General features: G+C 54.3%; 20 protein-coding genes and 1 tRNA gene. 16 read left to right on the top strand and 5 right to left on the bottom strand.

Annotation, left to right across the window (positions count from 1 at the left end; translation table 11 throughout):
* The first annotated feature begins 7 nt into the window (after window positions 1-7).
* The 4 genes from HNR64_RS04900 (at window position 8) to HNR64_RS04885 (ending at window position 5,351) form a co-directional block, all read left to right on the top strand.
* Window positions 8-298: a response regulator transcription factor gene (locus tag HNR64_RS04900; protein ID WP_204995429.1), complete on the top strand. Its 291-nt coding sequence runs from the start codon at window positions 8-10 to the stop codon at window positions 296-298.
* A 38-nt stretch (window positions 299-336) separates the two neighbouring features.
* Window positions 337-1,344, top strand: coding sequence for a hypothetical protein (locus HNR64_RS04895; protein ID WP_204995427.1), 1,008 nt, complete (start codon window positions 337-339; stop codon window positions 1,342-1,344).
* 86 nt (window positions 1,345-1,430) lie between these two features.
* Window positions 1,431-1,859: a LuxR C-terminal-related transcriptional regulator gene (locus tag HNR64_RS04890; RefSeq protein WP_204995425.1), complete on the top strand. Its 429-nt coding sequence runs from the start codon at window positions 1,431-1,433 to the stop codon at window positions 1,857-1,859.
* A 459-nt stretch (window positions 1,860-2,318) separates the two neighbouring features.
* Entirely contained in the window at window positions 2,319-5,351 is a 3,033-nt protein-coding gene (locus HNR64_RS04885) for a hypothetical protein (protein ID WP_204995423.1), read from the top strand.
* Between the two features lie 206 nt (window positions 5,352-5,557).
* On the opposite strand, the gene HNR64_RS04880 is transcribed toward HNR64_RS04885, so the two are convergent.
* Window positions 5,558-5,645: transfer RNA gene (locus tag HNR64_RS04880), tRNA-Ser, on the bottom strand.
* 171 nt (window positions 5,646-5,816) lie between these two features.
* On the opposite strand from HNR64_RS04880, the gene HNR64_RS04875 reads away from it, so the two are divergent.
* On the top strand, window positions 5,817-6,143 hold the full coding sequence (locus tag HNR64_RS04875; RefSeq protein WP_204995421.1) for a hypothetical protein: 327 nt from the start codon (window positions 5,817-5,819) through the stop codon (window positions 6,141-6,143).
* Between the two features lie 18 nt (window positions 6,144-6,161).
* Here HNR64_RS04875 and HNR64_RS04870 read toward each other — a convergent pair whose 3' ends face one another.
* Window positions 6,162-8,000, bottom strand: coding sequence for an amidase family protein (locus HNR64_RS04870; RefSeq protein WP_204995419.1), 1,839 nt, complete (start codon window positions 7,998-8,000; stop codon window positions 6,162-6,164).
* Between the two features lie 215 nt (window positions 8,001-8,215).
* On the opposite strand from HNR64_RS04870, the gene HNR64_RS04865 reads away from it, so the two are divergent.
* From HNR64_RS04865 to HNR64_RS04825, 9 genes are all read left to right on the top strand, one after another.
* A complete protein-coding gene (locus HNR64_RS04865) occupies window positions 8,216-8,860 on the top strand; it encodes an MBL fold metallo-hydrolase (RefSeq protein WP_204995728.1) in 645 nt (214 codons plus the stop codon).
* Window positions 8,853-9,362 carry a cyclic pyranopterin monophosphate synthase MoaC gene (moaC, locus tag HNR64_RS04860; protein ID WP_027872545.1) on the top strand — a complete coding sequence of 170 codons (510 nt, stop codon included), beginning with the start codon at window positions 8,853-8,855 and terminating at the stop codon, window positions 9,360-9,362. Before HNR64_RS04865 ends, moaC begins: the two co-directional genes overlap by 8 nt.
* The gene (moaD, locus tag HNR64_RS04855; RefSeq protein ID WP_239547628.1) at window positions 9,349-9,597 is read left to right on the top strand and encodes a molybdopterin converting factor subunit 1; all 249 of its coding nucleotides are present in this window, start codon (window positions 9,349-9,351) and stop codon (window positions 9,595-9,597) included. The genes moaC and moaD overlap by 14 nt, the downstream gene beginning before the upstream one ends.
* A gap of 8 nt (window positions 9,598-9,605) precedes the next feature.
* The gene (gene moaE / locus HNR64_RS04850; protein ID WP_204995726.1) at window positions 9,606-10,049 is read left to right on the top strand and encodes a molybdopterin synthase catalytic subunit MoaE; all 444 of its coding nucleotides are present in this window, start codon (window positions 9,606-9,608) and stop codon (window positions 10,047-10,049) included.
* Window positions 10,050-10,169: 120 nt separating this feature from the next.
* Entirely contained in the window at window positions 10,170-10,646 is a 477-nt protein-coding gene (locus HNR64_RS04845) for a flavin reductase family protein (protein WP_027872542.1), read from the top strand.
* Between the two features lie 31 nt (window positions 10,647-10,677).
* A complete protein-coding gene (locus HNR64_RS04840) occupies window positions 10,678-11,241 on the top strand; it encodes an NUDIX hydrolase (RefSeq protein ID WP_027872541.1) in 564 nt (187 codons plus the stop codon).
* A gap of 77 nt (window positions 11,242-11,318) precedes the next feature.
* Window positions 11,319-12,767: a DNA recombination protein RmuC gene (locus HNR64_RS04835; RefSeq protein WP_204995417.1), complete on the top strand. Its 1,449-nt coding sequence runs from the start codon at window positions 11,319-11,321 to the stop codon at window positions 12,765-12,767.
* 10 nt (window positions 12,768-12,777) lie between these two features.
* On the top strand, window positions 12,778-13,272 hold the full coding sequence (bcp, locus tag HNR64_RS04830; RefSeq protein ID WP_204995415.1) for a thioredoxin-dependent thiol peroxidase: 495 nt from the start codon (window positions 12,778-12,780) through the stop codon (window positions 13,270-13,272).
* Window positions 13,273-13,344: 72 nt separating this feature from the next.
* The gene (locus HNR64_RS04825) at window positions 13,345-13,785 is read left to right on the top strand and encodes a hypothetical protein (RefSeq protein ID WP_204995414.1); all 441 of its coding nucleotides are present in this window, start codon (window positions 13,345-13,347) and stop codon (window positions 13,783-13,785) included.
* Here the strand turns inward: HNR64_RS04825 and HNR64_RS04820 are convergent.
* The 3 genes from HNR64_RS04820 to HNR64_RS04810 are packed head-to-tail and all read right to left on the bottom strand — an operon-like array spanning window position 13,782 to window position 16,462.
* Entirely contained in the window at window positions 13,782-14,207 is a 426-nt protein-coding gene (locus HNR64_RS04820; protein ID WP_204995413.1) for a YkvA family protein, read from the bottom strand. The genes HNR64_RS04825 and HNR64_RS04820 overlap by 4 nt on opposite strands.
* Before the next feature lie 44 nt (window positions 14,208-14,251).
* Window positions 14,252-15,970, bottom strand: coding sequence for a class I adenylate-forming enzyme family protein (locus HNR64_RS04815; RefSeq protein ID WP_204995411.1), 1,719 nt, complete (start codon window positions 15,968-15,970; stop codon window positions 14,252-14,254).
* 12 nt (window positions 15,971-15,982) lie between these two features.
* Window positions 15,983-16,462 (bottom strand): nuclear transport factor 2 family protein, encoded by a 480-nt coding sequence (locus HNR64_RS04810; protein ID WP_204995410.1) that lies wholly within the window; start codon window positions 16,460-16,462, stop codon window positions 15,983-15,985.
* A 204-nt stretch (window positions 16,463-16,666) separates the two neighbouring features.
* Here HNR64_RS04810 and HNR64_RS04805 point away from each other — a divergent pair, with 204 nt between their 5' ends.
* Together HNR64_RS04805 and yajC are read left to right on the top strand one after the other, a co-directional pair.
* Entirely contained in the window at window positions 16,667-17,437 is a 771-nt protein-coding gene (locus tag HNR64_RS04805) for an exodeoxyribonuclease III (protein ID WP_204995408.1), read from the top strand.
* Window positions 17,438-17,534: 97 nt separating this feature from the next.
* The gene (yajC, locus tag HNR64_RS04800) at window positions 17,535-17,873 is read left to right on the top strand and encodes a preprotein translocase subunit YajC (protein ID WP_027872534.1); all 339 of its coding nucleotides are present in this window, start codon (window positions 17,535-17,537) and stop codon (window positions 17,871-17,873) included.
* Window positions 17,874-17,924: the final 51 nt, after the last annotated feature.

Below are 17,924 nucleotides of genomic sequence, written 5' to 3'. Positions count from 1 at the left end.
CGCCAACATGCCCCTCGACAACGCTAGTATGCTGTATTCCGACGTAAAGCCGCTGCCTCTCACGCCCCGTGAGCGCCAGGTGCTCCAGGAACTTGCACTAGGTAAGAGCAACAAGATGATTGCAAATATCTTATCTATCAGCATGTACACGGTAGACGGATACGTGAAAGACATTTATCGAAAACTCGGGATTAAAAATCGCGCGATGGCGACACTCGTCGCCGTCCAGCACGGCATTCTTAATTTGAACCATCTTGATATGGCAGACTTTTCTCAGAACAACGCTGCAACTCAGTAAAGACAACCCAGCGCTGCAACATTTTTAGAGGGAACCTAATGCCCAAGTATACGAAGGCGGACCGGGCGTTTACGGCCGCAATAGTTAAATCAATAGTGGCCACCGTTGCCATTTTGTCTTTTTCTTCCTCTGCCGTGGCGCAATTGGACTCGAACAGTCAGCCTCCGCCCGCATGTAATTTAAGCTCAGAGCAGCTCGAGAATCCCCGTGCTTTCGTCGCCGTTGACAAGTCTTTTGGTGTTGTTGCGTTTTGGGCCCTGAAGGGCAAAGAGGGGATACAAACGGCGGCCTCCTACATGCGACGCGACTTCGCAGCACAGGTATTTGGAAAATGGGCTCAAGATCACTCCAATAAATTAAAGAAAGGCGAACCAAACCGCTGGGGCATTGTGCCCGATAAAAAGGTGGAAAAAGCGCTGGAAAAGCACAAGCCGCTTCCTCTCGACAGAATATCCGAGTATCCGCCGCGTGAAGCGATGATCATGGTGACAAAGATTTACGGCGATTGCTTTGGTGAGCGCAGCGCAGAGCTCAATTTCGAGGAGATTGGACTGATTCGCGGTGAATTCTCGGCCGACTTCTGCAACGCGGCAGCGGCAATGCCGAAAATGACGCACTACCTAGCAAAAGATAAAGCCTTGATGCATTGGGGGCGCTCGCAAATCGAGCATCGCAATGCGCGAGGGTGTGGATATGTTCCTGCCATCGCCTATGAATACGCGCTGGAAAACGACGCAGCGGGTCGAGAAGTTGCCGAAAAAGCACGAAAAATCGCAGCGGCTCAACGTCAGCAATATCTCGATAGTATTCGGGGCCAGAAACTAGCCAAAGAGGCTTATGAGGCGGGCCGGGCGCAGCGTGAATTCTATGCCAGGCAGGAACGCGATAAACAGGCAGCCAAAGACCAAGCCCGCAAACAGGCTGCAGATGCTGCATATAGAACAATGATCAACAACTCGCAAAACCAGTTGCCGTCAGCGCCAAGCTCCAATCGCCGCGATTGCTACGACCAGGGCAACGGCAAGGAAATCTGTTTCACCGATTAAATGCTCGGCTTGCAAGCATTGGGTTGCGACAACAAGCATGGTAGGCCGTCAATGCGTCCAAAGGACACCTGTCGGATTCTAGCCCGGTGAGCCTTGTATCTGAGAAAGGCACCAAGGGTGCGGTCTATTTTAGTATCTACCCCATTATGATGGGCTTAATTGAAATCAAGACCGACGGTAAACGACGCTTTGGAATTGGTCGTTTCGACCTGGTAATTATCGACGAAGCCCACACAACGTGTATCAATAAGTACCGGGCCATCTCCGACTACTTCGATAGCTCTCTAATCGGACTGACGGCCACGCCACTCGAATGCCAGGTACTCCACGAACTCGCGATGGGTAAGAGCAATAAGATATTTGCCAATATCTTATCCATCAGCATGTACACGGTAGACGGATACGTGAAAGACATTTACCGAAACCTCGGCGTTAGAAACCGGGCGATGGCGACACTGGTTGCGATTCAGCACGGTATCCTTCAACTGAATCAACTTCAAATGGCTGACTCTTAGCAGCGCGGCGTTGTGAGTAAGCGAAGAGATATCCGTTTCAATGTATTGAAGTGGAACATCATGCTAAACCTGCGCAGGGGTATAGCGTCAAGTTAAACGAATACGCAGCCATTGCTCCTGTTACACCCACTGCTTTGTCGCAACTGCATCCGCATAGTCAGCCTTTCTCGTGCAATTTACCTTTACATTAGCTACCGCATTATCAACATGTCCCGGTGAATATAAGCCTTTCTCTACGAGTGATCCCCACAAGTTAAATCATGCTACGGCGGAAAATATTAAGTCCGGTTTGAATGTACTAAGGCCACCCACAGCTCGCGCTGATTAGACACAGCACCCCTGAATACGGGGTTGTTGGAGGGGCTTGTCCTGCGAATACTGCTTGCAAAATTATTCAGAGGTTTCGCGCAGTTGTTATCCCAGCGACGGAACTAGATGATCGTATAGTCGGAGAGCGTTATGAAATTTGTAGCTTGGAAGCACCTTCCCGTGCTGGCGTTGGTCGTCACGGTGGCAGCTTGTAATGAAGATCATAAATATCCTCAGGGCGGTGAGTCAGAGTCGATAGCGGTGTCGCCGTCTCTAGGTTTGGTGTCCAGTGCTCTGGTTAACATTTATGAGGCAGATGGCGTCACGCTTATCGGTACCGGAACAACGGCTGCTGACGGCAGTGTTAGCGTGGACTACGGTCGTTACCAAGGGCCGGTAGTCGTAGAAGTGCTCGGTGGCGGTGGTGCTAGCTATTACGACGAATCTGCCAGGGCAACATTGGCTTTTCCTTCGGGTCAGAGTATGCGCGCGATGGCTATTGCTCCTAATCGTGCCCTGGCGGTAACACCACTGACCCACCTCGCATATGAGATCGCTATGGCCCGTGGCAGCTCTCCGCTGACAAGCGATATTGTGACTGCGATTAACGATGAGGTTCGCACTGCGATCGCGCCAAGTTTAATTAGTATTCTCAGTGTGCCGAGCCTCGTGTCTGGTGCGACGGAAGCCAACAGCCTGGATGATACCGAGGCAGGGCGTTACGCTCTGCTACTGGCCGCTCTCGCGGAAATGTCTTCTGGCGAAGGATTACCTGCTGTGAGCACCATGAATGCGCTGATTGCCGATGGTAAAGACAGCGCCCTGGATGGTGTCTCGGACGGTTCTTCAGTGGCCGTTCCCTATACTGATTTTGTGGCGGACTTGTCTGCAGCGATCAATTCACAGGCTGCGCTGTTAGCCAACACTGCTCTACAGGCAAACACAGTAGTCCTCATTCCCGATTCAAACACAATAGGTGACAACGCGTCGGGTGGAGAAGCCGGAGGCGAGGCTGGCGGCGAAACCGGAGGTGAGTCTGGTGGAGAAACCGGAGGAGAGACTGGCGGAGAAACCGGAGGAGAGACTGGCGGAGAGACCGGAGGAGAGACCGGAGGAGAAACCGGAGGAGAGACTGGCGGAGAAACCGGAGGAGAGACTGGCGGAGAAACTGGCGGGGAAACTGGCGGGGAAACTGGCGGGGAAACTGGCGGGGAAACTGGTGGCGAGACTGGCGGGGAAGACCCGGAAGTCGATAATCAAGGCCGAGGCCGCTTCACTGGCGATGGTTTCACTGGCGATATCGACGGAGTGAGCTATACCTTCACCGATGTTGTCGATGTCCTAAGAAGTAACAACGGCAACGGGCTGGTTTATCTCGAGGGGCTGGATAGTGAACGGCGCGAGAAATGGCGAGTTCACGTACCGGAAGCAATAGGCACCTATTCTTGTGACGATAGTGGCCACGACACAGTACTGCAGTACATCAATGCCGATGATCTCGATCAGTCAGGACTGGCTTCGAACAATGGCGACTGTGTGATTAAGGTGGTGCAGGCCGGCCCTGTCTACGAGGGTTACTTCTCCGGTAATTTCTCGGGCGAGGAGCCTCGCCGGGCGGTGAGCAATGGCTACTTTAAGGCGACGATCGAGAATAGCAGCGGTGGTGAAACCGGGGGCGAGACCGGAGGCGGTGGCGTCGCGGGCGAACTCGACAATCCGGTTTACGATTCTCTGAATGGTAAGAACGGCGCTTACTTGAAGTTTGCAGGCAGTAATTATCGCTATTTGTTGGATTATGCCAGCGTGTATACCACGTTGGGTGGTGTTCGGCAGCTGCGGTTTAATGTCGATACCCGTAACAACATCGATACCACAGAGTACGAAGGCGTAGTGCCTGCGGCCATGTATCTGAATATTCCTCATATTCTGGGCGAGCAAATCTGCGACGATCAGCTACAGATGGTGCTGTCAATGAATGCCGTTACCGGAGCGCCAGCTAATCGCGGCGATTACACGGCCAGCGACTGTAGGCTACGCACTGACTACGTCAGCGAGTTGGGGGGTATTCAAGGCGTTATTCTTGCGGCCACACTGGAGAAGGACGACTACGCTATTCAGCTTGAAAATGTGCCGTTCCGCGTATATGACCATGAGGGTGTACCAGGAACACTTGAGGGTGACTTGCCTCGGGACTATTTTGGCAGTATCGAACTGGCCGATAATCCAAGTTATGAACTGGGTTCAGATCAGCACTTCCTGTTGGATAACCCTGTTGGTCTCGGTGGTACCAGCCCTGATGACGGCACGCCTCCGTTTACCGGCAATGCCTCCGATATCATTAGCCTGCATGCGGGCACCCAGCCACAGGGTGGCTTTGCTGGGGATGCAACCTACCACTGTGGCACCGAGTACCGAAATCGTGCTGGCGCTATGCACATGTGGGTAAAAGTCGGTACCTATTTGCTGGAGCAACGCTATACCTCAGATGATGCCGGTGGTGAGTGTGAAATCGTAACCGTGTCGCGTGGTGGCAAATTCTATGACGCTAGCTACACCGCGACGTTGTTTGCCCAGGAAAACTTATTGGAGGGTGACGATCGCCGTTTGGAAATCAGTGGTAAATTCCGTAACTATGCCGTTGTGCTGACGCGCCCTGATAATGACAGCGGTGACGAAGGCGAACTGGCGCCCGACGAAGTCGGCATGACCATGCGTGTTGAAGACGGCAGCGGCCATTGGCAGACGGGCGATCGTTTCAAATTTATCTATGACCCCTTCGATCAGCTTTACAGCTATGAGAGTTCTTACAGTCAGTACGGTTATCGCACCCTGGATCGCCGCAAAGGCCTCAAGTTGGATGTGATCAATATGCCGCGTGCAGTGGGTGTGTATAACTGCGCCGATGTAAACAGTGCCGACAATCGCGCGGTGCAGGTGAATCTGCAGGCGATTGGCGCACTGTACCAGACTACGCAGTATGATCGTGACGCCAAGGCAGAGCTGACGCTGGATGGTGCAGCCTGTCAGGTAGAAATTCTTACCGATGACAATGGTTATGTGACCGGCACCTATAAGGCCACAGCGCTGATTATCGACGGTGAGCAAATCATGCCCGATGGCGACAATATCGTGCGGATCTCGGGCAGCTTCCGTCGCAAATTGGAGCCAGTGCCCAAGTCTTGAGCAGACTTAGAGAAAGGGTTGTATCCGCAGGTTGAGCGGCCTAGCCCTTACTACACGATGAATAGCTATTTGCTTATCCCTTCGGGGCGCCTTCGCGTTGCTTCGGCGTCTAAAACGCGTTGCGTTTTATAGAACCCTGGCGAGGGTTCTCACCGACCCACACGCCATAAATAAAAAACCCGGCTCAAGGCCGGGTTTTTTATTTATGGCGGTGAGGGAGGGATTCGAACCCTCGGTACGTTGCCGTACACACACTTTCCAGGCGTGCTCTTTCGACCACTCAGACACCTCACCAAAACAGGTACAGCCGAGGCTGTGTTTTGAGGGCCGACACTCTAAGGGATTTTCTACGCCTTGGCAATTGTGAATTTACATTGACGCATGCGGCTGCGCTAAGAGTGGAACATTTCTTGCGTCGACGTTGCTGCTTATTCACGCTACGCCTTGTGCGGCTAAGGATATCCAATGTTGTATACCCCGGAGATGGTGTCGCGCCTTCAGAAGCTGCGCTCCAGATTGTATGCCGAGTTTGGCATTCGTATTCGTTTGGCCGATCCGGAATTGCTAGATATTTTGTCGGCGTTGGCGCCCCGCACCCGCGACCCTATCTCGAAAAACACCATCGGCGAGCTACTCAGCCTCGCTGGTCGAGAGTCGGCGGAGAAAAAATCGCTGGAGGCTATTACCGAGATTACTTACCGGGGACATAAGATCCCCTCTATTGATGAGCAGCAAAACCCGGCCCCCGGCGCTAAAAAGCATGTGTACCGGGGACGGGTGTTTTATAAGTAAGGTTTTCTGCTGGCGGTGTTAGCCGCCAATATTTCCCAGAACTTCAATGTAATGCTCAACGGGCAGGTTCTCAGGGGCTTCGGTCATTGCCTCTGATAAGGCCTGCTGCATGCGTGCATTGAAGTCTGCAATGCTCTGGTCCGCTGTCAGGGGAGAGGGCGAAATACTGGGGGGCTGACGGTGCAGAGTTGCCTGTTCGTAGTCGTAAGCGATGGCAAGTCCGGTTCCCTCGTCATACTGACGAACGAATATCTCCATGCCGCGCGGTACACCAACGCTGTCGTCAAAGCCGACTGGCACGACGATTGAGCCCATTTGAGTGGTCGAACCGAAATCGCAGGTTCTGCCGCCGGTCGGCCCCGGGCTCAAAATCAGCGCATCCAAGCGTACCTGTGCACCATTTTCGTCCAGTACCGGTTCGCCTGACTCATCGACCAAGGCGTCCATAAGTGAGGTGGTGTAGTCACGCATTTCAATCAGACCGTTGAGCTGGGCTTCGCTAGGCGCAAGATTTGGGTCGTCTGCGGCAACAAGCGCGAATAGCGCGGCTGTGCGCGGTCCCACTCTGCCCGTTTCAAGTATGCCGTCCAGGCCACTGCAGGCCTCGCGCTCATGGGCGATGGAGTCGGAGCCGTTGGTGGCAATCGCCAGGCTGCTTACGCAGGCTCTGGGGCTGTCTCCGCCTTCTTCCTCGAAGGTGAGGAAGTACTGGTTCACATCATAGTGCCGTGAACCCGCGCCGCGGCTTTCAAAATCGGGGAGGTAGATGTCATAGACCTCTGCGCCCAATTCGCGCATTTTTTCAACAGCAGCGCTAATCAGTTCGCCCTGGGCGCCGGTACCTGCCGCATCGCTGTTGCTGCCCAGCTGTTTTACCACGCCAATTTTTCTTCCCTTCAGACCATATTTTTCCCGGTCCAGAAAGCTCATATAGCTTTCGGGCCGCAATTCGGCAGGGTAGAGAAGGGTTTTCGGGTCGCGGGGATCAACGCCCGCCATTGCATCGAGCATTAACGCTGCGTCGCGCACCGTTCTTGTCATCGGCCCGCCGGTGTCGCGCTCGTGGCTGAGGGGGAAGATACCGTGCTGAGAGATAACACCTAAACTCGGGCGGATGCCCACTAAGCCGTTAACTGAGGAGGGATGGCGAATTGACTGGCAGGTGTCACTACCGGTGCCGCCTAGGGCAAAGTTGGCGGCGATAGACGCGCCGGTGCCAGAGGATGAACCTGCGGGGCTTTCTGAGGTGTTATAGGGGTTGCTTACCTGGATGGCGCGATTGGAAAAGCCAGTAGTAAAAAAGGCGAATTCGTCTTGATTGGCCTTGCCGAGAATGACTGCTCCAGCCTGTCGCAAGCCCGCAACCGAGTGGGCATCTACCCCGGCCTGATGGCCGAGCATACTGTAGGAGCCCTGTGTGCTTGGGTAATCGTAGGTGTCGTAGTTGTCTTTTAATAAAACGGGCATGCAGTGCAGCGGGCGGTCGCCGATGCCACCGTCACGTGCATAGAGGGCATCCAGCGCCTTGGCCTGGTCGATACTGTCGGGGTTAACAGCAAGCACGCCGCGAATAGGCAGCCCACCGTTTGGTTGGGGGTTGTCGTTATAGGCGAAGATTCGCTGGATATACATATTAACGAGGGCTTCGCAGGTGAGTCGCTGACCATCGGCAAGGCTGAGATCGCCGCGAAGCGCCGCGTGGACGTCCGCCGTGGTGGCTTCTTCCAGCACAAACTCCCCACCTGGAGTGGTAGGCGGCGCGGGCGGCGCGCTGGTACTTGATGAGCTGGACGAGCCGCCGCACGCAGCAAGTGCGAGGACGATGGGGGCTAGGGTGTATGCGAATGCACGCTGCATAGTGAAATTACCTCTAATAATGTATCGCCTCCTGGCGAACTCCTCACCTCCCTGTGTAAATGGCTAGCTAAGCTAGTGTTTGCGACGTTTGTGGTTTCTCAGTAACAGTCAGCAAACAGCGTGCCAGTATCGATTTATCGCCGCTTGCGCTATGAAGTTGCCAGTCGACTGCTTATCATTGTCGCCAGATGTGGAATAACGAAGTGGAAGAAAAAATGAAGTGTGCGATGGTGCCGGTAACGGCATATCAGCAAAATTGCTCGGTGCTGCTCTGTGAAGAAACGGGGCAAGCCGCGGTGGTTGATCCAGGCGGCGATATTGACCGCATCGAGGCAGCGTTGGAGCAGTTGGGCGGCAAACTGTCAGTGATTTTGCTGACCCATGGCCATATGGATCATTGCGCGGCGGCAGATACCTTGCGCCAGAAATACGGGGTGCAGATCATCGGGCCGCATAAGGACGATGCATTCTGGATCGACAAATTGCCTGAATGGTGCCAGATGTCCGGCTTTCCCCATGCGGAGGCTTTCACGCCGGACCGCTGGCTGGATGACGGTGAGTCTGTTAGTTTCGGGAACCAGCAGCTGGCGGTCAGTCATTGCCCTGGGCACACCCCGGGGCATGTGGTGTTTTTTCATGAGCCGAGCAAGCTGGCGATTGTCGGTGATGTGTTATTTCAAGGCTCGATCGGTCGCACCGACTTCCCGCGTGGTGATTACGATACCTTGATTACGTCCATCCGAGAAAAACTCTGGCCGCTAGGGGATGATGTCACCTTTATCCCCGGCCATGGCCCGACCTCGACATTCGGCGAGGAACGCCAGACCAATCCTTTCGTTGCTGACAGTCGCTATGGGTGATCACGTGGAAGAAAAACAGTTCACGCATTTTGATGCACAGGGCCAGGCGAGCATGGTCGACGTGACCGATAAAGCGGTAACGGCCAGGGAAGCCGAGGCGACAGGCCGTGTGGTGATGCAAGCAGAAACGCTGGCTATGGTTGCCGCTGGCAATCATAAAAAGGGTGATGTGCTCGGTGTAGCCAGGTTGGCGGGCATTCAAGCGGCAAAAAAATGCAGCGATTTGATCCCCTTGTGCCATCCGCTGATGCTGTCTTCAGTCAAGGTCGATTTTGACATCGACAGTGCAGGGCAGTGCGTGCACATTCGTGCGCGGTGTAAATTAGCTGCGCAAACCGGCGTCGAGATGGAAGCCCTTACGGCCGTATCTGTGGCCGCATTGACGATCTACGACATGTGTAAGGCTGTCGATAAAGGCATGTGCATTGAGGGCATCCGCCTTCTCAGCAAGCGAGGCGGGCGTTCCGGCGAGTGGTCGGCGGAGGGGCATGACCATGATTAAGGTCTTGTTCTTTGCCAAGCTGCGTGAAACCTTGGGCACCTCTGACTTGGATATTGACTACGCCGGCACTGTAGCCGGCCTTAAGGCACAGCTGTCCACGCGCAATGATTGTTGGGCCGAGCAGTTCGCCCAGGAAAATTTGCTATGCGCGATTAATCAGCAAGTTGCTGCCGACGAAAGCCCTGTTTCCAAGGGTGATGAGGTTGCTTTTTTTCCTCCAGTTACAGGAGGTTAAGCTAAGTGATTAAAGTTTTAGTTCAGGTTGAGGATTTCGATGCAGGCGCTGAAGTAGCGCAACTGCGCAGCACCGCCAGCGGCGCAATTGTGCAGTTTGTAGGCGTAATGCGCGATAACAACCAGGGCGACACCGTGGCGTCGATGCACCTTGAGCATTACCCCGGTATGACCGAGTCCAGCATCGAGCGCATTGTGGTAGAGGCGAGTGAGCGCTGGTCCTTGCTTGGCTGCACCGTTATCCACCGGGTTGGTACCGTGCTGCCCGGCGAGCAGATTGTACTGGTTGCGGTGAGCGCGGCGCACCGTCACGCTGCATTTCAAGCCTGTGAGTTCGTTATGGACTACCTTAAAACCCAGGCGCCATTTTGGAAAAAAGAACAACTGCACAACGGTGAGAGCCGCTGGGTGGACGCCAGGGAAAGCGACGATAGGGCCGCCGCGCGCTGGTAGGGCGTCAGCCGTTCGGACGAGCTGTAACAGCATCGGTGAATGCATTCCCACGGTATACTACGCGCTCCTCACGCCGGCCCATACGCAGGTCGGCGGCGAATCACAGATAACAGGATATTTATGAGCTTCGATCCCCGTAACTTCCGCAATGCCCTCGGTCAGTTCGCGACAGGTGTGTGCGTAATTACCGCCAATCCACGCGGCTATGAGCCTTTCGGTATGACGGTTAATTCATTTGCCTCGGTGTCGCTGGACCCGGCTCTGGTGTTGTGGAGCCTGCGTAACGACTCCGAATGTTACCCGGCCTTTGAAGCGGCCGATGGCTTTACGGTCAACGTACTGAGCCAAGAGCAGGTTGGCCTGTCCAACCAATATGCGAAGAAAGATGCTCACCAACTGGATAAGGATCACTACCGCATTGGTAAAAGTGGCCTGCCGGTTCTGCGCGGTGCACTCACTAGCTTTGAATGTGATATCTGGCAGCGCTATGATGGCGGGGATCATTTGATTCTTGTTGGTAAAGTTACTGAAATGGACCTGAGTCCCACTGGTAAACCTCTTGTTTTCCACGGTGGTGGCTATCAGGAACTGCGCTAGGACTTTGCCTCTCAGCGGAGTAGCGGTATAGATGAAGTTTTGCAGTGAGTGTGGTGCGCCGGTTGAACTCCGTGTGCCGGAAGGAGACGACCGACCACGTTATACATGCACTCAGTGCGACATTATTCATTACCAAAACCCCCGTGTGGTGGTGGGCTGCCTGCCCACCATCGGCGATCAGGTTCTGCTTTGCCGGCGCGCTATTGAGCCGCGGTTGGGGTTCTGGACGATTCCCGCCGGTTTTATGGAAAACGGCGAGACGATGCTGGAGGGCGCTCTCAGGGAAACCCGTGAGGAAGCGGCCGCGAAAGTGAAGGACGAGAGCCTGTATCGATTATTCGATATTCCCCATATCAATCAGGTGTATGTATTTTTCCGCGGTGAACTCGACGGCGATTTCGGCGTCGGTCCGGAAAGCCTGGAAAGTAAGCTTTTCCGAGAAGAAGACATTCCCTGGTCCGAGCTGGCGTTTCCGGTGGTTACCGATATTTTAATAGATTATTTCGAAGACCGTCGGCGCAACGATTACCCCATTCGCCTGGGTAAGCCCGGCCCCCTCTGGGCCAAGCACGTAAACTGGAACTTCGACCAATAGCCGCTGCGCGGCACCCGGGTAGGGTTTCAGCGCTCGGTGTATAGTACTCCATTCACTTTCTAGTCAGCCCGAATACGATGAATAATGTAGATCTAATTTTGCTTGTTAGCAGCGCGGTAGCGCTACTGCTAGGGCTGGGTATTGGTGCGCTGATCTGGCATCGCATAGCCGTGCTTGAGCGAAAAAAAACGGTCCAGCAAATGGACGCATTACGTGCACAGAGCGAGGACCTTAACGCGCGTTTAGACACCGCACAACATCGCTTGAATGCCGCTGAGCAACGGGCTAATGAGGCGCAGCGCGCTGAAGCCGTTGCTCAGGATAGAGTGCGCCATCAGGCAGAGGAGCTGGCAAAAGCCGAGGCGTACCGCAAGCAACTGGCGGACGCTCAGGCGGCGCTGGCGCGCAAAGAGAGTGACTATCAGCACCTGCAAACTGCCAGCGCCGAGCAAATTGGCCTGCTCAAGCAGGCCAAGGAAGAACTGAGTGCGCAGTTCGAGAAGTTGGCGCACAAGATCTTTGACGAAAAATCCCGCCGCTTTAGCGAGAGTAATCAACAGAGCCTTCAGCAGTCGCTCAATCCCTTTCGCGAACAACTTAAAGGCTTTCAGGAGCGCGTAAACCAAATTTACGACATCGAAAATCGCCAGCATGGTGAATTGCGCGAGCAGTTAAAAACCCTTCAGGAAATGAACCACAGTATCAGTCGCGAGGCGCACAACTTAACGCGCGCGCTTAAAGGGGACAACAAGGCGCAGGGCAACTGGGGCGAAGTGATTCTGGAGCGGGTGTTGGAGGAGTCCGGGCTGCGCAAGGGCCACGAGTATGACACCCAGCAAAGTTTTACTGATGAGCAGGGGCGCCGCCGTCAGCCCGACGTGATCGTCCACTTGCCTGACGACAAAGACATCATTATCGATGCCAAAGTCTCTCTTATTGCTTATGAACGCTACTGCAGCAGCGAGGATGACAGCGAGCGCAGCGCAGCGCTCAAAGAACATATCCAGTCGGTGCGCCAGCATATTGGAGGCCTGTCGACCAAGGCCTATCAGCATATTGAGGGCCTGCGAACCCTGGATTTCGTGTTTATCTTTATCCCTGTAGAGGCCGCGTTTATGGCGGCTTTTGAACATGATCCGGAGCTGTTTCGCAGCGCGTATGAGCAAAACATTGTGGTTGTCGGGCCGACAACCTTATTGGCGACGCTGCGCACGGTGCAGAGTATCTGGCGTTACGAGCGCCAAAACCGCAACGCCGAGAAAATTGCTCGCGAAGCGGGTGCCTTGCACGACCAATTTGTATTGGTGTCCGAGTCTCTGGAAGACCTGGGTAAGCACCTGGAAAGAGGCCAACAAGCCTATGAGAAAACCCTTAAGCGTATGACAGAGGGGCGCGGCAACGTGGTTGGTCGTATTGCCAGGCTTGAGGCTCTGGGTGCGAAGGTTAAAAAGCAGATCCCAGCGGCACTCAGCGATCGCGCTGATCTGCAACACGACGATACTGACAATTCAGCGATAGATGATTGAGGAGTAAATCATGGCGTTCCCCAAAATCGGTAATCTGGCTCCCGCCTTTACGTTGCAAGATCAAAATGGCGACAAAGTCAGCTTGAAAGATTTCAAGGGTAGTAAAAATGTCGTTTTGTATTTTTACCCCAAAGCGAAGACCCCGGGTTGCACTGTGCAGGCCTGCGGTATTCGTGACACGCAGAAAGAATTTGCTAAGCGGGACACCGTGGTGCTGGCTGTTAGCCCCGACCCGGTTGCGAAATTGAAGAAATTTGAAGAAAACCCCAAGAAGGAAGAGGCGCCGTTAAACTTTACCCTGTTGTCTGATGAAGACCACGCTATAGCGGACAAGTACGGCGCCTGGGGCCTCAAGAAGTTCATGGGGCGTGAGTACGATGGCATTTTGCGTACGACCTTTATTATTGGCAAAGATGGCCGCTTAAAACATGTGATGGAAAAAGTGAATACCAAGCGCCATCACGACGACGTTATCAGCTTGCTCGATGAGCTGGATTTAGGCTGAAACCGCGCATAAATACGCATAGGCAAGGTTCTGTGGGCTTGCTATAAAGAGGTAACGTCACAGGAGATGCCGATGAGCAGCGACGCACACGGTTCTTTTTCCGTAGAAACTCAGGGCAATATCGTTATTGCCACCTTGCGCGGGGCCTGGAATATAGAGGGCGCCATGGCGTATTTCCAAGAATTGGAGCGCGTGGTTGCCCGCTATGACAAGCAGCCGTGGTGTCGAGTGGTGGATTATCGCGATTACGACCTTCATACCCCGGAAGTCACCGCGGCGCAGCCGAAGTTGTCGCTCTGGTGCCAGTTACAAGGCTGTGTTGACCAGGTTTATGTCGGCTGCAACTCGGTTGACTTAAAAGCGCTGGACTTTTCCTACGCCGACTCGGGGATGACCTATGTCGCCTGCGATACTGTGGAGGAGGCAGTGCGTTATTGCCAGAGCGTGCTCAATGACGAACCACCGCCCTCTGACCTCAATTTCATTCTCGCCGGTGACCTGCCTGACGATTAATCGGTGTCTTCGTTGCTTATTTCGCCCTGTTGCTCGGCCTCATCTTTACTCAGACGGTACTGCTGAAGGTCCCGGGCGATCATGTCTAAACACAGTTTTAACACCACGGCGTCATCCAGATAGCCCGCTACAGGAATGAAGTCCGGGATGCTGTCCAATGGCATTAAAATATAACCAAGGGCTGTAATGACCGCGCCGATGGACCACCAGGGTATTTCCCGATAATTGCCCCGAGCATAGTCTTGCACAAGTTGAAACAGGGTTTTCACTTGTTCCAGGTAAGGGGCCAGTGATGCGTTAGTGAGGACTTTATCGAGAATGCGCCGCCGGTTTGTCAGGGTGGCTTCAAGCTGTTCTTGTTGGGCGTCGTCGGCCCCGTCTTCAAGAATCTTGCGCGCCCGGCGCTCGGAGAAAAATTTCATTAGCGCTCCGAAGGATGGCCCGGCCGTTAGCCGGGCGTGAGAACTTAAACCTTCGCCAGTGTAGCGTACTCCTCCTTAATTTGCTTTTTCAGCAGCTTGCCTGCGGCATTGCGGGGCAGGGGCTGTGGTACGAAGTGCAGCGCCGAGGGCACTTTAAAGCCGGCCAATTGCTCGCGTAAAAAGGATAGCAGGGCATCTTCAGTGAGCGTTTCGCCGTCATTCAGCCTGACCAGGGCGGCTACCGATTCTCCCATACGCTCATCCGGCAAGCCGATAACTGCGGATTCAAGAACCGATGGGTGGCGGCTTAGCAGTGTCTCAATTTCCGCTGGATAGATATTTTCCCCGCCGCGAATAATCAAGTCTTTGGCGCGGTCCGCGAGATGAACGAAGCCGTCTTCGTCTAGGAATCCGATATCGCCGGTGGCCATCCAGCCATCTTTAAACTGGCTGGCGGTTGCTTCAGGACGGTGCCAGTAAGACTGGATATTACACACTGAGCGCAGCCAGATTTCCCCCTTTTCCCCCGGCGGGAGGTCGCGGCCTTCCTCGTCGCAGGTTTTAAAGTCGACCAGGGGGGACAATGTTCCAGCTGCGCCGGGCTTTTCTTCGTAGGCAGCGCCGGTGCAGCTGGAGCAGATCGCGTTGCTTTCCGTCATTCCGTAGCCGGTGCCCACGTAGGCTTGTTCAAAACGCTCGTCAATCACGCGTTTAAACGTCGGTGGACAGGCGCTGCCGCCGCCACCGAGAGAAAACAAGCTACTGGTGTCGCGTTTGTCGAAGTCAGGGTGCTGCAGCAGGTCTATCACCATGGAGGGGGCTGCGCTGAATATCGTGACGGTTTCCTGCTCAATCAAACGCAGGGCCTCGGCGGCGTCCCATTTATAGGTCATCACAATTTTGCGACCGCCGCGAAGGTTCAGCAGAAAGGCGGCATAGCAGCCGGAAACGTGAAATAGCGGCACTGATAGCAGTGAGCAGGGAGCATTGCCGCCGGCAAACATCGCCTCGATCGCCTTCGGGTTGGCCATCGCTGACATGATGGCCTGTACCTCAAAGCTGATAATCGCCTGGATGATATTGCGATGACTCGAAAGTGCTCCCTTGGGCTTACCACTGGTGCCAGAGCTGTACATGATTTGTACAGGGTCATCCAGCTGGCATTGCCAGGGCTGCGGCATGGCTTGGCCCATTGCGCCGGCGATAAGCGCTTCCATACTTTCGGCGTGTTCACTGGCCTGGCTGCGTGCAACGATGGCGCGGCAGGGCAGATCGGCCAGCATTGGTGTGAGCAGCTCGAGACGGCGAGCGTCGCAGAAGACAATGTCAGCGGCGCTGTCGCGCAGTACAAACTCCAATTCTTCAGCGCTGCCCCAGCTATTCAGTGGCACCACAATAGCACCGAGTGACGCGATAGCTGTGTAGGCCTCCATCCACTCTGGATAGTTGCGCATGGCGATCGCTATACGCTGGCCCTGTTTGAGTTGATAGTGGTGGACAAGCTGGTAGGCGAGTGCGTCCACCCGCTGAAAAAATTGTGCGAAGCTGCGCCGCTCTTCCGGCTTGCCCGGCTCGGCATACACCAGAAATTCTCCGTCTCCATGCTGGCGGCCGGCATCGAGCAGTTCACGCATGCTCGATGGTGCCTGCTTGAACTGACGGAAATGCTGCCCGTTTACCACACAGTCTTCCATCTCATAGGGGGCACCCGGGGCGCAGAGCTGGTTTTGGCAGTCGCGAAGCGTTTGAGCAATATTGGTCATAGTCTGGGTTGCCTATTTCTTTTCAAACATACTGTGGGTAAAGCTCAGGGTCGATGGAATCGGCGCATTGATGGTTTCCATTATCCGCTCATATTCCGTTCGGCAAATTTTCCACTCACCATTATCCAGGCGATAGTGATCCGTGTAGATGGCTGTGCCAAACAGCATCCAGTTTTGCTCTTTATTGAACACGAGGTCCTGCAGGTACCACTTTCCGCGTGCCTCACTTTCGCTGAGCAACTCGATTTCAGGGTGGTGGCCATTGTGCATGGTTAGTACATTGGGGCTATCCATGTGGCCGCGCAGGCCAGCGATGAGTTCGCTGCGGTTGTCGAAGCTATATTTGCCGCCGTCGTAGCGGGCAACGCAGTCTTCACTGAGCGTGCTTTCCAATAATTGCCAGTCGTGGGTATCTACTGCGCGCAAGTAAACATATTTGAGACGTTTAATCGCCTCGATCTGTAAGAGTTGGTCAGCGGAGCTGGCGTTCATAGCGAATGTTCCTGTTTGGTCTTTATGTTGCCGCAATGCGGTTGTTATCGACCCTGATTCTAGGGTAAGCGACGCGGAACAACATGCTCTGTATGGGTGACGTTATATGGCTTCAAAACATTGAATTTGGTGAAAAAAAATGTACAGCAGTACTCGCCGGCAGGCCGGGTCTGCTAAGCTCGGCCATTTTTTGGAGGGTACGTGGTGCGCGTAATTACCGTAAACACCAACGGTATTCGAGCAGCAGCTCGCAAGGGTTTCTATTCCTGGCTGGAAACTCAGCAGGCTGATGTGGTTTGTATTCAGGAAACCAAGGCTCAGCAACACCAGCTAAGTGACCCACTGTTCCACCCCCAGGGTTATGTATCGGCCTTCAATGATGCGCACAAGAAAGGGTATAGCGGCACGGCCATCTATTGTCGCACGCCACCACAACGCTTTGTTTGCGAGCTGGGCTGGGACCCGCTGGACAGCGAGGGGCGGTATGTCAGAGCCGACTACGACGAGCTCAGTGTTATCTCTCTTTATATGCCCTCCGGCTCAAGCAGTGATGCGGCGCAGCAGAAGAAAGATGATTTTCTGGAAAAGATATACCCGCATTTTGTCGAGCTAAAAGCCCAGGGCAGGGAGCTGATCATTTGTGGCGACTGGAATATGTGCCACCGCGAAATTGACCTAAAAAACTGGCGCGCGAATCGCAAAAATTCAGGCTTTTTGCCCCACGAGCGGGCGTGGCTGGATAAGCTCTATGACGAAGCGGGTTTTGTTGACGCCTTTCGGCAGATTAACACCGAGGCGGTATACACCTGGTGGTCAAACCGAGGGCAGGCCTATGCCAACAATGTTGGTTGGCGGCTCGACTACCATGTGGTCACCCCCGGGCTCATCGATAGCATTCGCGATGGCTGGGTATACCGCGAAGAACGCTTTTCCGATCATGCGCCTTTTATAATGGACTATGACATCTCGCTTTGAATCTGGGCCTTGTGTACTATATTTCGCTCGGGATCTGCTGAGCAGCCCAAATTGAGGGCTTTCGCCCGGCTTTTTTAGTTTTGTTTAAGGAAACACGATGAGCTTTTTTATCTCTCAAGCCCACGCACAAACTGCTGGCGCTGCAGGCGCCCCTCCGGGCGGTGAGTTGTTCCAAATCGGCTTTCTGGTGCTGATGTTCGGCCTTTTTTACTTCATTGCGATTCGTCCTCAGCGCAAGCGTCAAAAAGAGCACGCGGCAATGGTCGCCGCTCTGGCAAAAGGCGACGAGGTGGTCACCAGTGCGGGTATTCTCGGCAAAGTCACCAAGCTTGACGATGACTATGTTGTGTTGAGTGTTGCGGACAACGTAGAGCTGAAGTTCCAGCGCGTTGCCGTGCATGCAGTGCTGCCCAAGGGCACGCTCAAAGCCATTTAATACCGTAAACGGGGCGCATCAAGCGCCCCGTTTTCATTTCACGTCATAAAC

This window comes from Spongiibacter marinus (assembly GCF_016906995.1).
In the GTDB taxonomy this organism is placed as follows: Bacteria; Pseudomonadota; Gammaproteobacteria; order Pseudomonadales; family Spongiibacteraceae; genus Spongiibacter; species Spongiibacter marinus.
The sequence above is the reverse complement of the archived record's forward strand: the minus strand, read 5'-3'. Positions and strand labels throughout refer to the sequence as shown.